Here is a 13882-nt window from a genome sequence, read left to right as displayed (position 1 = left end):
AGGGCGACGTCCGAAGGGGAGGCACGTGAAGTACTGGACTCCGCACCTGCCGCGAAGGGGCGGGGCGCGGAAAGCGACCCTCGCGTTAGCCGCCGTCATCGCGGTGTGTGCCCTGCTGGCCGGCTTCCGCTGGTGGTCCGCCGAGCAGCGGGGCGTTCTGGCCGTGGTCGTCAAGGAGCTGCCGAGCGGGGCTGCCGCCGATGTGCTGGTCCAGGGACCCGACGGGTTCGAGCGCCGCATCACGGCCAGCCGAACGTTCGACAAGGTAGCCCCGGGACAGTACACCCTGACCGTCAACCCGAGCCGGGGCCGCGACGCCGACATCCACCCGACGAAGGACCGGCTCACGGCATCCGTCCGGAGGGGCTCCACGACGAACGCCGAGGCCGTCTACGCCAACGTGGTGCCCCACACGACCAAGGTTCTCGACGCGGCCCGGCTGGAACTGGCCGGTCCCGTCACCGACGGCGGTCGACTGGTGTTCGCACAGGCCGCGGGGCAGGCCGGGAATCTGGCGCCGGGCGACGTGGTCGTCGCCGGAATCGGGCCGCATACCCCTTATGGGCTCATGCGCCGCGTCACGGCCGTACATCGGGACGACAGCGGTCAGCTCGTCGTCGACACCGGCCCTGCAACACTGCGGGACGCGCTGCCGAAGGCGCGGATCGACGTCCGCAACCTGTATCCGGTGCCCGGAGCGGTCCAGTCACCAGCCCACAGCATGCAGGCGGCAGCGCATCCGCCCCTGCGCGCATCCCAGGCGTCCTTCCCATCCGCCGGTGGTCGTGGCCTGCCGGCGCGGCCGGCGGCACCACCGGAGGAGGGGAGCGTGCAGACCGGCGGGGACGGAACGTTCTCCATTCTGTCCCCACTCGGCAAGAACGCCGAAGCACCGGTCGGCGGCGGCAAGCTGAGTGCCGAATGCGCCCTGGCCGTCACCCAGCCCCTCAAACCGGTGGAAGAGGTGACGTTCATCGGGGTCAAACCCCACATCGAGGAGCTGTATGCCGATTGGGGCCTGACCGGAATCGACGGGGCGCGATTCTCGATCGGGGTCGAGGAGAAGGCTCAGATCAAAATCTCGCCGCCGGCCGTCGAGGTGAAGAAGTGCGACTGGAGGTGGCAGTTCCCAGCGGACCCCGTCGAGGTGGCGGTCTTCACCATCCCGGTGGGCCCGGTTCCCGTGGTCGTCGCGTGTTCGGTCAGCCTGGTGGGGAGCCTGGGCGCCGGGGGGAAGACGGACCTTTCGCTCGACTTCACCCAGGAGGCGCAGGTGGTCGCCGGGATGGCGTGGCAAGGGGGTCGGGCCAGTCCGATCGCCTCGTTCAAGAACGACTTCAGGCTCAACAAGGGGCCGTCCATCACCACGGAACTGACGGCCAAGGCCGGCGTACGACTCCAGCTGGAGTTCTACGGCGTGGACGGCCCTTGGGTCGATCTCACTCCGGGCGTCAAAGCCGCCGAGGAGGACAAGCTCGGTGTCTCGTCCGAGCGCGTCATCAAGGGCGGCCTCTACACGTCGGCGGGTATCAGTTTCAAGCCCTGGGGACTGGAGGGTCTGAGTGCAGAGATCAGCGACCTGTACCACGTGGAAACGGTGCTTTACTCCCCGAACTCCCCGAACTCCCCGACCACTGGGGCCTCGCCCACGCCGGCTCCGAGCGGCCCGAGCAGTTCGCCCAGCCAGAGCAGTTCACCGAAGCCCGACCCCGCCAAGGAAGCCCCCTGTCCTTCCGACGAGGTCATTCGTACCGGGGTCAAGAAGCTGTTCACCTCGCCCGGCGCTCCGGGATCACCGCATCTGGGGAAACCGAAATGCTGGAACGGGTGGGTAGCGGCGGTCTGGAGTGAGGAACCCGCTTCGGATTTCGTCACCATCAGCGTTTTCACCCGTTCGCAGGACAAGCTCACCTCCGCGGTGAACCTGCTGCCCGTCATGGATGACAGTTCCGATCCCGACTTCCTCCGGGACTGCTCGAAGCTCCGGGGCCTGCGCCCACCGGCCGGCCTGATCGACTTCGTCGGCTGCCCGGGCTGACGGTGTGACGGCGCCGGGGTACCTTGCGGCACCCCGGCGTCTGGCTTGTCATGTCCCGCGCTTGCCCCGAAATCGCCTGCCCTACCAATCCCCCCGCTATGTAATGTCACATGGCATGACGATCTTCCGCCGCGCGGCCCTCATCGCCGCCCTGCTCGGCGTCACCGCGGTCCTGCCTCCCACGGCCGCGCACGCCGCCGCCCCACCCCTCTGCGGGGCCGAGGCCGCCTCGCCCGCCACCGGTCCTGCCGCCGCCCGTGACCCCGAGCAGGCGCGCCTCGCCGATCCGCGGACCGTCGCCTTCGCGGAGCGGGCCGCGTTCGGCGAGTTCGTACGCCGCTTCCCGGCCGCGCTCTGCTCCGCGCGCGACGCCGCCGAGGCCGGCCGCCTCCTCGACGCTTGGGGCGAGGCACTGTGGCAGGCCGCCGTGAACCGGGCGCAAGAGCGCCGCCCCGGCGGGGACCTGGCGGCCGGAGACGACCGCCCGTTGTACTGGACCCGGCTGCGGATGAGCGTCCAACTGGCGGACTGGAAGCCAGGGTTCCCGGTCGACCGGTCGGCCCTGCGCACCCGTTTCGAGGACGCCTCGCGGGGGCTGACCACCAACGACTTCCGCGGCACCCCGGGCGTGCGGCGCCTGTTCGTCAGCGGATTCGACCCGTTCGGCCTGGACACCGAACTGCGCCGGGCCAACCCCTCGGGCTCCGCGGTCCTCCAGCTCAACGGACGCCGCCTCACGCTCGCCGACGGCACCCCTGTGGAGATCCGGGCCGTGGTCCTACCCGTGCGCTACGCCGACTTCGACGCCGGGATCGTGGAGCGCGCGTACGGTCCCCGCCTCGCGGCGGGTCCGCGGGCCGCCGACATGATCACCAGCATCAGCCAGGGCTACCCCGGGATCTTCACGCTGGAGGCGTGGGCGGGGCGTGCCCGGTCGGCCGACCCGTACCCGGACAACGCCGGCGCGCTCTCGGGGGGCACGTACGCACACCCCGTCACGGCGCCGGGCCTCGGCCCGGGAGCGGAGTTCCTGCGCACCACCCTCCCCACCGACAGCATGACCGCCGTCCAGAGCCCGTACCCGGTGCTGCTGAACACCGAGGTCAGTGAGATCCCCGCAGGTCAGGACATCCCCGTGGACCGTGCGGACGGGCCGACTCCCGGCTCCCGCGCCGTTGCGGGCGGAGGCGGCGGCTACCTCTCCAACGAGGTCGCCTACCGCTCCAACCGGCTCCGGACGGAACTGAGCCCCCGGCTGCCCGGCGGCCACCTGCACACGCCCGTGCTCACGGGGCTGCCCGCCGACCCCAACCAGCTGACCGGCCCCGCGTTCGAGCAGAACGAGAGCGCGATCGCCTCCGAGGTGCTGGAGGTGCTCCGGCATTCCGCCCCCGCGGGACCGTGAGCCGCCGGGCAGCCTCCGCCCCGGACAGCCGCGCGCGTACCGACGGAGCGGGAGTCGCGGGTGTCTGCGGCCTTCAACCGTGATGCGCAGCTTGCGGGCCATGCCTCCGTCGGTCCGCAGCGCAGCAGCGCCGCCGTCTGGCGGTTCACGGTCGAGGTATCGAAGCCGGGAGTCTTCGCCAACTCATGCGAAACGATGGGAAGTTGTGGCGCTCGTCAGTAACATCCGACCGGCCAGTAGCACGCCATCCCGGAAGCCACCCTCGAAAGGGTCTCCTGCATGCGCCGGACCTCCCGCTTCGCCCCCGTCGCCCTCTCCGTGGCAGCCCTTCTGCTCGGCGTGCTCCCCGCGCAGGCGGCCCAGGGCCGCCCCGACCGTGTCACGGTCGGGGGCCGTACCTTCATCGCCGACGGCCAGGGCCGCGCGCTGCAGTGGCGCGGTTTCAACCTCGCCGACAAGAGCAGCCGGGGCACCGACGCGTTCGCCGACATCCACGAGAGCGACCTGCGGGACATGGCCGCCCGGGGCTTCAACCTTGCGCGGCTGGCGTTCTTCTGGGACGACCTCGAACCCACCCCCGGGCACTACGACCGCGGTTACCTCACCAAGATGCGTCGCATACTCGACTGGGCCGACCACTACCACGTCAGGGTTGTTCTCGACGCCCACCAGGACGTGTACGGCCCGCACTTCGGCTCCCGTGGCGTTCCCGACTGGGCCACCCGCGACGACGGGTTGCCGTTCACGCCGATACCCGACGACTGGTTCTCCGAGTACTTCGAGCCGTCCGTACAGGCCTCCTTCGACCACCTGTACAAAAACGCCGATCTCCGCGCCGCGCACGCCCGCATGTGGATGACGGTCGCCTCCGCCCTGGGAGGGCACCCGGCGCTGCTCGGCTACGACCTGATGAACGAGCCGTTCGCGAAGTTCCTCGAAGGCGAAGACCTCCCCGCCGCCGCGGCCCGCTTCGAGGCCGGCGAGCTCACCGAAATGTGGAACCGCCTTGCGCGGGCCGTCCGCCTGGTCGACCACAAGTCGTGGGTGTTCGTCGAACCCACCGTCATCGTCGGTCTAGGCGTCCCCACCCGGATGGGCCGGATCGACGACCCGCACGCCGGGTACGCGCCGCACTTCTACGAGACCGGGATGGAAACCGGCGCCGATTACGACCCCAACGGCACCTTCATCCCCGCCTACGAGGCCGCGATCGGCGACTACCCGACCCGCAACCGCATGCCGGTGATCGTCGGGGAGTGGGGTGGCAACCCTTACGTTCCGCACGCGAGCCAGTTCGTGACCGACATGACGGCCTCCCTGGACCGCTTCTCCAGTGGCTGGACGTGGTGGCAGTGGTGCCGGGGCGGCGGCTACTGCTTCCTGGACCAGACGGGCGCGGCGAAGCCCAACGCCCGGCTGCTCATCCAGCCCTACGCGCGGGCCGTCGCGGGTGATCCGCTCGGCTTCGCCTACGACCCCGCCACGCGCACCTACACCCTCACCTTCCGCACCCGCGGCGACGCCCAAGGGCCCACCCAGATCACCGTGCCCAAGGACGTCTACCCGAAGGGCTACCGCGTCACGGTCCAAGGCGGCAACGCCCGGTGGGACGGCCACGGCCAGAGCGTCACCGTGAATACACGGGGACGAACCGGAACCACATACAAGGTCACGATCAGGCCGAGATAGCCCACCGGCGGCTTTCAGGGCGTCAGCACTCCCGCAGGCCCGGCGCGGGGTCGACCGACGTGTGGACGTCCACTGCCGCGACGTTGCCCCACTGGCCGTTGTCCAGCTGGGTCCAGTACCAGACGTTGTTGCCGCCGGCGTGCTGGTCGCCACGGCCCCAGCACTGGAACCAGCTGGGGCTCGTGTTCAGCGGCCCCCGCACCGCGGAGTCGTACCGGCGGTGCTCATAGCCCTTGGCACCGACCCTGTTCCCACACCACAGCTTGCCGTCGGCACGGACGCCGCATTCGGCGGCCGCGCTCTTGCCGGTCGCGGGCGTCGCCTCGGCGGGCCCGGTCACGGTGGCCATGCCGCCCGCCAGCGCGGCAGCGGCGAGACCCAGGGCGATCTTCTTGCTTGCGGACATGTTTCCTCCTCGAAAGGGCTCCCTCGGGAGCCGGGTGGTGGGTGAGTGGGTGAGTGAGTGAGTGGGTGTTCGTGGTCAGGGCTGCGGGTGGCGCTCAGGGGCAGGTGCGTACGCCGTCCAGCCAGGCGGCGCCCCTGATGTAGATGTTGGTGATCCACGCCCCGTACTCGGGCAGGTAGGACCAGGCGTCGTTGGTATAGCCCTCCGCCGTCACCGGTTCGGCGTGCTTCTGGCAGTCGACACGCACCGCGGTCGGGCCGGGAAACCGGTGCACCCGCGGGCTCGCGGTGGACGGCTCCTCGTGCGTCCACACATCGGTGCCCCAGGTGCTGAACGTGCCCGGGGCCGCCGACGCGGCCATACGGACCGCTCCCGCGTAGTCCCCGCCCGGCCGTACGTCGCTGACGGTGATCCGGGTACCCGATTCCCGGGCCTCGACCATCTTCCCGGCGCCGAGGTAGATCGCGATGTGGTGGATGGAGTCCTCTGACCCCCACGCCAGGAGGTCCCCGGGCAGCAGCGGCGCGGTTCCCTCGGCAGCCGTGAACCGCTGTTGCACCTGCGGCGAGTGGAACTGGTGGTGGGCGTTGCCGGCCAGCGGGTCGCCGCCGGCCGCGCGGGCGTAGGCGTACCGGACCAGTCCCGAGCAGTCGAAGCCCAGCCGCTCCGGGTCGTGCGCGCTGTCCGGGTCGCTCGGGTCGACCTGACCGTACGTCGGCCCCGGCTGCGGCCCGTGGCCGCCGCCCCAGGTGTACCAGACGCCGATCTGTTCGCATGCGGCCCGCACGGCTCCCTCCGCCACCGCGGAGGCCCCGGGGGCGAGCACGTCGCATGACCCCGCCGCCTTCGGTCCCGGTGCCGGTACTGCAGCCGCAGCCGCCGAGGTGCCCCAAGGACCTCCCCAGAGAGCCAGGAGAGTCGCTGCCACCGCCGCCGCCCCCACCGTTCTCCTCATCGCCATGTCCGTACCCATCCCCGTCGCGGTGTCCCGCGGTTCGTCTGCTCGTCGTGTTGTTCGCGGCGTGCTCGTCGTACGGAGCACGGACCGGCCGTCCGCCCGGCACTCCGAGACTGGGTCCCCTCACCCCTGCGCGTCGAGGAGGCGCGCGTCGACCACCACAACGGGAAACGGGCAACTTCTGGGAAACCCCCTCTCACCAGGCTCTTCGAGAAGAAGGCTTCGATGTGGGCGGCGCCGGCCTGGCGTTGACCGGTGAAGTAGTTGTGGTTCCCACCGCGCAGCTCGAACTGCTGGAACCCGGCGGTGCTCCGGGCGGTTGCGTCGGCGGTGAAGGAGAGGGCATCACGCCCGACATGGCCGTCGCCCGTCCCCCCAATCGCGGCCAGGGGTACCCCCGTAATCCCGTACGCGGCCATGTCCTCGGTCATGACGTTGTTGTCGTCGCCCAACAGCGACGCGGGTTCGGGGCCGGATCCCCCCTTTTCGTCCCCTTGACGATATCGACGCCCGCAGTTATCGTCTCACTGACGAAATCAAGGGGGTCCACCATGGCCGACATCACCCGGCGCCTCGGCTGGCGTCATCTGCGATCCGCGCCCACCGCGCACATCCGCCACCACAAGCGCGGCCGGCTCGTCCATGACGGCCGGGGGCTCAGTTTCTGGTACCGGTCGCTGTCCGCCGCGCTGTCCGAAGTGCCCGTCGACGACCGGGAGCTGGCCATGGCCTTCCACGCCCGTACGGCCGACTTCCAGGACGTCACCGTGCAGGCCACCGTCACCTACCGGATCAGCGACCCGGCCGAGGCCGCGGACCGGCTCGACTTCTCCGTCGACCCGGACACCGGGAGCTGGCGCGGCGCGCCCTTGGAGCAGATCTCCACCCTCCTCACCGAGACCGCGCAGCAGCACACGCTTGACGTGCTGGCCCGGACCCCGCTGGCCGCCGCCCTGGTGTCCGGCGTCGCCTCCGTACGGCAGAGCGTCGCCGCCGGTCTCGCCGCCGAGCCCAGGCTCCCGGCCACCGGCATCGAAGTGGTGGCCGTGCGCGTCGTCGCGATCCGGCCCGAAGCCGAGGTGGAGCGCGCCCTGCGCACACCGGCCCGTGAGCAGATCCAGCAGGAGGCGGACCGGGCCACGTACGAGCGGCGGGCCGTCGCCGTCGAACGCGAGCGTGCGATCGCCGAGAACGAACTGGCCAGTCAGATCGAACTGGCCCGGCGCGAGGAACAGCTGGTCGAGCAGCGCGGCATCAACTCCCGCCGCGAGGCCGAGGAGAAGGCGGCAGCCGACAGCGTACGGACCGAGGCCGAGGCGGCCCGCAAGGTCCGTCTGGCACGCGCGGACGCCGAGGCGGCGCGCGCGACCGGCTCGGCACGCGCCGAGGCCCAGGCCGCCTGGCTGCAGGTGCACGGCGAGACCGGCCCGGGCACGCTGTACGCCCTGGCGGCGACCCGACTGGCGGAGAACCTGCCGCGGGTCGAGAGCATCACGCTCTCCCCCGACGTCCTCACCAGCCTCCTCGGCAGGCTCGGACGTCCGGACTCAGGGGCGGACGCGTGAGCCTGGCCCCGCGAGCGGTGCTCGTGCACCGCAGGACCGAGTACGAGGAACTGCTCGACCGGCACGGGACGCACGGGCAGGCAGCGTTCTTCCTCTCCAGCCGGGGCCGCTCGATCGACGAGGTGGTCGACCGCCACCACCGGACCCGGCAGGCACTGCGGGAGGCGGCGGCGGCGGTACCCCTCACGTGGCGCAGCTCGCAGGTCGAGCGGGCGGACCTGGACCGCTTCCTGTTCGCGCCGGAGGACGTGGTGGTCGTGGTCGGGCAGGACGGTCTGGTCGCCAACACCGCGAAGTACCTTTCCGGACAGCCGGTGGTCGGCATCGACACCGACCCTGGACGCAACCCCGGAGTCCTGGTCCGTCACCGCTGCGCCGACACGGCCGCTCTGCTGCGTGCCGCGACCAGCGGGGGACGGACGGAGGACCTGACCATGGTGGAAGGCGTCGCCGACGACACCCAGCGCCTCCTCGCCCTGAACGAGATCTACCTGGGCCCGCCCGGGCATCAGACGGCCCGCTATCGCCTGGGCCCCGACGGCGAGGAGGGGCCGGGCGAGGCCCAGGCGTCCTCCGGGGTACTCGTCGGCACCGGCACCGGCGCCACCGGCTGGCTGCGCTCCCTGTGGCTGGAGCGCGGCAGCACCACACCGCTGCCCGCTCCGTGCGACCGCCGGCTCCTGTGGTTCGTACGCGAGGCCTGGCCATCGCCCGCGACCGGAACCTCAAGGGTCTCCGGCCATCTGGAACAGGAGCAGGGACTGCGACTGACCGTGGAGTCGGACCGGATCGTGGTCTTCGGCGACGGGATGGAGGCCGATGCACTGCAGCTGACTTGGGGCCAGAGCATACGGCTGGGCATCTCGGCGACATCGCTGCGCCTGGTCACGTGAGCGCCCTGCCGGGCGGTACCGCCTGGGCGCTGGGCAGGCGTCGGCCGCCAGACTGGGCGCTGTGAGGATTGCCATCATGACGGCGGGGTCGCTCGGTACACGGGCTTGGGCGACGGACTGGTCCGGGCCGATTACGAGGTCGCTTTGGCGACCCACGGCGTGTTCGAACCGCTGGTCGCAGGGTCGGGGGTGCGTTTCCGGGCCGTTCCCGGGGGGATCCCGAGGTCAGAGTTGCACTCGACGCGGGGCCGGGGGCTGCACCGTAGCCGGGCCGGCGAGGAGGGTCGGGCCCGAGATCACGCTCCCAACGCTGCGCGCGGCACGCGAGGCGGACGTCGTGCTGGCCGGAGGGACGGTCGCGCCGCTCGCCTAAGCCATCGCGCAGGGCCTCTCCCGTCCCAGCATGGGCCTCTTCCTGCAACCGCTGCACGAGACCGGCGCGTTCCCGCCGCCCATGCTCGGCACCCGTTCCCTGGGCTCCCTGGGCAACCGGCTCGGCGGTGACGCCGTCGTCGCTGCCGTCGACCACGTCTTCACCCAGGGTGCGCGAACGCTTTCCGCGGACCACGGCCTCCCGGCGAGCCAGCTGTCCTCCGCCCGCCGCGCCCGTGAAGGGCAGGGCCGGCCCGTCTGGCACGGCTTCAGTTTTCTGGTGGCTCCCAGGCCCTGCGACTGGCGTCCGGGCCTGGAGGTCTCCGGCTACTGGTGGCCGCACGACACAGCGACCACCTCCCTCCGGACCTGGAGGATTTCCTCGGCGCCGGCACCGCCCCGGTCTACGTGGGCCTCGCAAGTGCCACCACGCCCCATCCCCGGCGTGTGAGTGCCCACATCGTCACCGCCCTGCGCGCGGCCGGCCTGCGCGACGTGGTCCAGGCCGGCTGGGCAGGACTCTCGGTCGCCCAGGAGGACGTGATCACCATCGGTGAGGTTCCGCATTCCCTGCTCTTCCCCCGCATGGCGGCCGCCGTTCACCACGCCGGGGCAGGTCCCCGTCCAGTTCGACGGCCGCTTCTGGGCCGCTCTCGGCCCCGCGCCCCGGCACACCGTGACCGATCCCTCCTACCGTGACCGCGCCCGGCCCATCGCCCGTCGGCCTGCCTCGGAGGATGGCAGCGCTCGCGTCGCGCCGACGCGCTCGAACTGCCGGCGTGCCGCTGAGGCAGGCCGGCGCGTCCGTGATGTGGTCGGGCGTGCCGGTGCAGCCACCCGGGGGGTCTCCGCCATTCCGGGGCGCTCCGCCGGACAGATCGGAGAGCCGAGGTATACCTCCTCTCGGAGTGGACGAGTAGACGAGTAGACCGAATATCCGCAGCCGGACCGGCGCAGGCGCAGGGAGAACTGGATGACCACGTCGACGATGGCTCGGCTCGCCGTGACCCTGGGGGTCACGACCGTGTTCCTGACGGCTTCGGCCCTCGGCACCGGTGCTGTCGCCCAGACGCCGGAGCCCAAGGCGCCCCGGGAGTTCGTTTCGCTGAGCTCCGTCGACCCCACGATCATCCAGGAAACGCGCTACGCCTCGGCGCACAACTTCATCGGCGAGCGGATCGACGGCTACCGGCAGCCCGTCTGCATCCTCACTCGACCGGCGGCCGAGGCGCTGCACCGGGTCCAGACGCGCCTCCTGCCCCAGGGGTACTCGCTCAAGGTGTACGACTGCTACCGGCCGCAGCGGGCGGTCGACCACTTCGTACGGTGGGCCAAGGACCTGGCCGACGAGAGGAAGAAGGCGGAGTTCTATCCGCGGGTCGACAAATCGCGCCTGTTCAAGGACGGCTACATCGCCGAGAAATCCGGACACAGCCGTGGCAGCACCACGGACCTCACGATCGTCCCGCTTCCGGCGGTCCCGGCGCCCCCGCCGAGGCCGGGGCAGGAGTCCGTTCCCTGCTACGCGCCGCAAGCGGAGCGGTACCCGGACAACTCCGTGGACATGGGAACGGGCTTCGACTGCTTCGACACGCTGTCGCACACCGACGACCCGCGCGTCGAGGGAACACAGCGCGCGCACCGTCAGCTGCTGAAGACGACGATGGCCGCGGAGGGATTCGTCAACCTGCCAGAGGAATGGTGGCACTTCACGCACAAGCCCGAGCTCTTCCCGAGCACGTACTTCGACTTCCCCGTCGCGCGCCGGTCGGTGGCCGGGCACCGCCCCTGACGCACGTGTGCCTGCGTACGAGTCACACCAGGAAGACCCTCACCGGCAGAACTGGCGCCTGCCGGGAACCGAACGGGTAGACCGTCCGCTCCTCCTCCGGATCCAGGACGAGGTCCCGCAAGACGGCCTGCCCGGCCCGAGCGGGAACCGCTCACCCCGTCCGCCCGTCATGTGCACGGGAGTTGCCAGAGAATCAACACCCGTTACGCTCTTCACCACCGAGGTCCGAGGAGATCCATGGTCGACACCGTCAACTCACTGGCCGCCCGTGTTCACGAACTGCTGGTGGAGGTCATGACCAATGGTCCCGCCACGGCGGGCACCGCGGGCTTCCACGACGTCGTCGCGCGCGCCACGGCGCTCGGCCCCGACGGCACGTGGCTCGTCGCCGCCGGCCACTCGAGCCTCGGCGTCATGGCCGTCCTGCGCGGAGAGGCGGACCAGGGAATCTTCCACCTCGACGCCGCGGTGGCAGCCGGTTACAACGACTGCGTGGCGCTCCACGTCGCCCCCATACGTCCGCTGCACGACGATCCCCGCTTCCAGGCCCTGTACCAGCGGATGCGCATCACCCAGGCGGACCTCGACGAGTTCTTCTGGCTGCACCAGGAAACGCAGCTCATGGTGCAGGACGCCCAGACAGCGGCCGTTGACAACATCGGCCGTCTCGACACCGGGGTGTCCCCGCTTCCGCAGGCCCCCATGCCGACCCGGGAACCGAACACCCTCGGCGTCCTGATCACCCGCATCGACCTCGCGGCGACCCAGACCGCACTCCAACAGGCCGCCTTGAAGGCGGAGTTCCAGCGCAGTTCCGGCAATACCAGCCTCAGTCTCATCGACGACTCGTGGGACTACGACCGCGCTAGGCGCGACGCCTGGCACGCCGACGGGTTGGATTCCCAGCGCCTGCGGGCCGCCGAGGCCCGGGCCTTCGTCGAACGCCCCGGCGCCGGCACCATGCTCATCCCCTGCCCGCCGCTGGGCTCGATCACATACCCGGGCTGAGGAGGACCGCACCGGCACGGTGGCCGGTGAGTGGTGAGTGGTGAGAACCGGTTGGAGAGACCGCGACGCCCCCGCCGGCCGACGGGGGCGCGGTGGCAGGTACTCAGGCTTCGGTCAGCCAGCCTTCTTCAAGTCCGCCCAGAACAAACCCGTTCTCGAAGCGCACCCTGTATTTGATCTGAGTGCCGACTCCGGCGTCGAGCCCTCCGTGCCGGATGATCTGCTGACGGAGACTGTCGATCACGCCGGCCGTGTGGCCATCGAACTGGACGCCGCGGACTCGCCGTTCGAATTCCGCGAGCCCGTCCTGAGCCATGCCGCCGCCGGCTTCCTTTGCCGAACCGGTGACGATGCCCTCCAAGCCCTCGGCCAGGCACAGCGGACCGGGGAAGCCGCTCCTGGCCGCCGTGTCGTTCGCGGTGAGCTGCACATCCCTGGTCAGCTTCACCTTCGCGCCGGTCTCGTACGGCATGGGCGTACCCCCCTCGTTCGATCTTGGCTGTGACCATGGCAAGCGTAGTCGGGGATGCGATGGCAGGAATGGGTGTCCGGCAAGATCAGAAGCTTCACGGCGTGCCAGGTGCGCGGACGCCGGCGACGAGGTCCTGCCGGCCGGGGTGCATGGCCTTGAGGTGGGCGGAGTCGGTGGCGTCGATCTGGCTCAGCAGCCGGTGGTGGGGGGCATCAGGTGCTGGGGCACGCCGCTCAACCCGGTCAGGTACCCGCGGGCTGGGCGAGCGCCTCTCTCCGGTAGCGACCGGGAGGCAGGCCGCGTTCGCGGGCGAAGGCCCTGGAGAAGGTGAACTCCGAGGTGTAGCCGACCGCTTCGCCGATGTCGGAGACCAGCCGGTTGGTCTCGCGCAGCAGTCGGGAGGCCATGGTGATCCGCAGTCGGGAGAGATAGGCCAGGGGTGAGACGCCGACCAGCTGCTTGAACTGCCGGGCGAAGGCCGGGCGGGACATCGCCACGTCACGTGCGAGGGATTCCACGGTCCAGGGTTGCTGCGGTGCCTCGTGCATGAGGGAGAGCGCGGCACCGATGCGCGGGTCGCGCAGCGCCGTCAGCCAGGACTGTGGTGTGGGTTGCGGGCCGGTGGCCGCGATGTCGAGCCAGGCACGGATGACCTGGACGAACAGGACGTCGGTCAGGCGGGCGGCGACGGCCCGCGAGCCGGGCCGCTCCCGTGTGCTCTCAAGGGCCAGGAGCCGGATGATCCCCTGGAGTTCGGGGTCGGCGCTCATACCGGGGACATGGATCACCGTGGGCAGGGCGGACAGGACCGGATGTTGCGAGGCGTCGTGGTCGTAGTCGAACTTGCCGCAGACAATGCGTGCGACGGGACCGTGGCCGCCGAGGTCCAGGATGCCGTCGCGGCCGACCGGGTGGGCGGCTTCCAGCTCCGCGTACGGCACGGCCGCCTGCTCCGGGCTGCCGGCCAGGTGATGGGGCTCGCCCTGTGGGAGCAGGACGACGTCCCCGGGCACCAACTGGCGTGGCGGCTGCTCGGCCACGCGCAGCCAGCAGGTCCCCTCGGCAATCAGATGGAATCCGGCAGTGCCCAGCCGCTCCAGGCCGCAGCCCCACCCCGAGCCGCGGGCGCGGAGCTGGGCGAGCAGCACCCCTTTGAACCCGGTGGCTGTCAACACATCCCCAAGAACATCCATACACAGCACCTTACCCTCGCCATTCCTCTCCCCGAGGGAGAGGAATCGTCAAGTTTTCTGAGAGTTGCTGCTATGGAGTGGCCTCAGTTGT

The 13882-nt window shown here is 70.7% G+C and carries 12 protein-coding genes; 8 read left to right on the top strand and 4 right to left on the bottom strand.

Features of this window, described 5'->3' with window-relative positions; genetic code table 11:
* Positions 1-25 precede the first annotated feature (25 nt).
* From ACFTXQ_RS07105 to ACFTXQ_RS07095, 3 genes are all read left to right on the top strand, one after another.
* Positions 26-2038, top strand: a complete 2013-nt coding sequence (locus tag ACFTXQ_RS07105; RefSeq protein WP_382636651.1) for a hypothetical protein — start codon at positions 26-28, stop codon at positions 2036-2038.
* 115 nt (positions 2039-2153) lie between these two features.
* Positions 2154-3443: a pyroglutamyl peptidase gene (locus tag ACFTXQ_RS07100; protein ID WP_382636649.1), complete on the top strand. Its 1290-nt coding sequence runs from the start codon at positions 2154-2156 to the stop codon at positions 3441-3443.
* Positions 3444-3722: 279 nt separating this feature from the next.
* The gene (locus tag ACFTXQ_RS07095; RefSeq protein ID WP_382636648.1) at positions 3723-5132 is read left to right on the top strand and encodes a cellulase family glycosylhydrolase; all 1410 of its coding nucleotides are present in this window, start codon (positions 3723-3725) and stop codon (positions 5130-5132) included.
* A gap of 22 nt (positions 5133-5154) precedes the next feature.
* On the opposite strand, the gene ACFTXQ_RS07090 is transcribed toward ACFTXQ_RS07095, so the two are convergent.
* Entirely contained in the window at positions 5155-5538 is a 384-nt protein-coding gene (locus tag ACFTXQ_RS07090) for a hypothetical protein (RefSeq protein WP_382636646.1), read from the bottom strand.
* A 94-nt stretch (positions 5539-5632) separates the two neighbouring features.
* Entirely contained in the window at positions 5633-6325 is a 693-nt protein-coding gene (locus ACFTXQ_RS07085; RefSeq protein ID WP_382636644.1) for a C40 family peptidase, read from the bottom strand.
* A gap of 722 nt (positions 6326-7047) precedes the next feature.
* Between ACFTXQ_RS07085 and ACFTXQ_RS07080 the strand changes: the two genes are divergently transcribed.
* The 5 genes from ACFTXQ_RS07080 (at position 7048) to ACFTXQ_RS07060 (ending at position 12126) form a co-directional block, all read left to right on the top strand.
* A complete protein-coding gene (locus ACFTXQ_RS07080) occupies positions 7048-8061 on the top strand; it encodes an SPFH domain-containing protein (protein ID WP_382636643.1) in 1014 nt (337 codons plus the stop codon).
* A complete protein-coding gene (locus ACFTXQ_RS07075; protein WP_382636641.1) occupies positions 8058-8954 on the top strand; it encodes a hypothetical protein in 897 nt (298 codons plus the stop codon). Before ACFTXQ_RS07080 ends, ACFTXQ_RS07075 begins: the two co-directional genes overlap by 4 nt.
* A 403-nt stretch (positions 8955-9357) precedes the next feature.
* Complete coding sequence (locus ACFTXQ_RS07070; protein WP_382636640.1) at positions 9358-9777, top strand: hypothetical protein; 420 nt, start codon at positions 9358-9360, stop codon at positions 9775-9777.
* 522 nt (positions 9778-10299) lie between these two features.
* Positions 10300-11118 (top strand): M15 family metallopeptidase, encoded by an 819-nt coding sequence (locus ACFTXQ_RS07065; protein WP_382636638.1) that lies wholly within the window; start codon positions 10300-10302, stop codon positions 11116-11118.
* Positions 11119-11355: 237 nt separating this feature from the next.
* Positions 11356-12126, top strand: coding sequence for a hypothetical protein (locus ACFTXQ_RS07060; RefSeq protein ID WP_382636636.1), 771 nt, complete (start codon positions 11356-11358; stop codon positions 12124-12126).
* A 103-nt stretch (positions 12127-12229) separates the two neighbouring features.
* Here ACFTXQ_RS07060 and ACFTXQ_RS07055 read toward each other — a convergent pair whose 3' ends face one another.
* A complete protein-coding gene (locus tag ACFTXQ_RS07055) occupies positions 12230-12598 on the bottom strand; it encodes a hypothetical protein (RefSeq protein ID WP_382636634.1) in 369 nt (122 codons plus the stop codon).
* Between the two features lie 242 nt (positions 12599-12840).
* On the bottom strand, positions 12841-13791 hold the full coding sequence (locus ACFTXQ_RS07050; RefSeq protein WP_382636632.1) for a cupin domain-containing protein: 951 nt from the start codon (positions 13789-13791) through the stop codon (positions 12841-12843).
* Positions 13792-13882: the final 91 nt, after the last annotated feature.

This window comes from Streptomyces sp. NPDC057010 (genome assembly GCF_042673805.1).
GTDB lineage: Bacteria > Actinomycetota > Actinomycetes > Streptomycetales > Streptomycetaceae > Streptomyces.
The sequence above is the reverse complement of the archived record's forward strand: the minus strand, read 5'-3'. Positions and strand labels throughout refer to the sequence as shown.

Coding starts and splice junctions, on each gene's coding strand:
- ACFTXQ_RS07100 (WP_382636649.1), top strand. CDS start 2,154: ATGACGATCTTCCGCCGCGCGGCCCTCATCGCCGCCCTGCTCGGCGTC.
- ACFTXQ_RS07095 (WP_382636648.1), top strand. CDS start 3,723: ATGCGCCGGACCTCCCGCTTCGCCCCCGTCGCCCTCTCCGTGGCAGCC.
- ACFTXQ_RS07090 (WP_382636646.1), bottom strand. CDS start 5,538: ATGTCCGCAAGCAAGAAGATCGCCCTGGGTCTCGCCGCTGCCGCGCTG.
- ACFTXQ_RS07080 (WP_382636643.1), top strand. CDS start 7,048: ATGGCCGACATCACCCGGCGCCTCGGCTGGCGTCATCTGCGATCCGCG.
- ACFTXQ_RS07070 (WP_382636640.1), top strand. CDS start 9,358: ATGGGCCTCTTCCTGCAACCGCTGCACGAGACCGGCGCGTTCCCGCCG.
- ACFTXQ_RS07065 (WP_382636638.1), top strand. CDS start 10,300: ATGACCACGTCGACGATGGCTCGGCTCGCCGTGACCCTGGGGGTCACG.
- ACFTXQ_RS07060 (WP_382636636.1), top strand. CDS start 11,356: ATGGTCGACACCGTCAACTCACTGGCCGCCCGTGTTCACGAACTGCTG.
- ACFTXQ_RS07055 (WP_382636634.1), bottom strand. CDS start 12,598: ATGCCGTACGAGACCGGCGCGAAGGTGAAGCTGACCAGGGATGTGCAG.
- ACFTXQ_RS07050 (WP_382636632.1), bottom strand. CDS start 13,791: ATGGATGTTCTTGGGGATGTGTTGACAGCCACCGGGTTCAAAGGGGTG.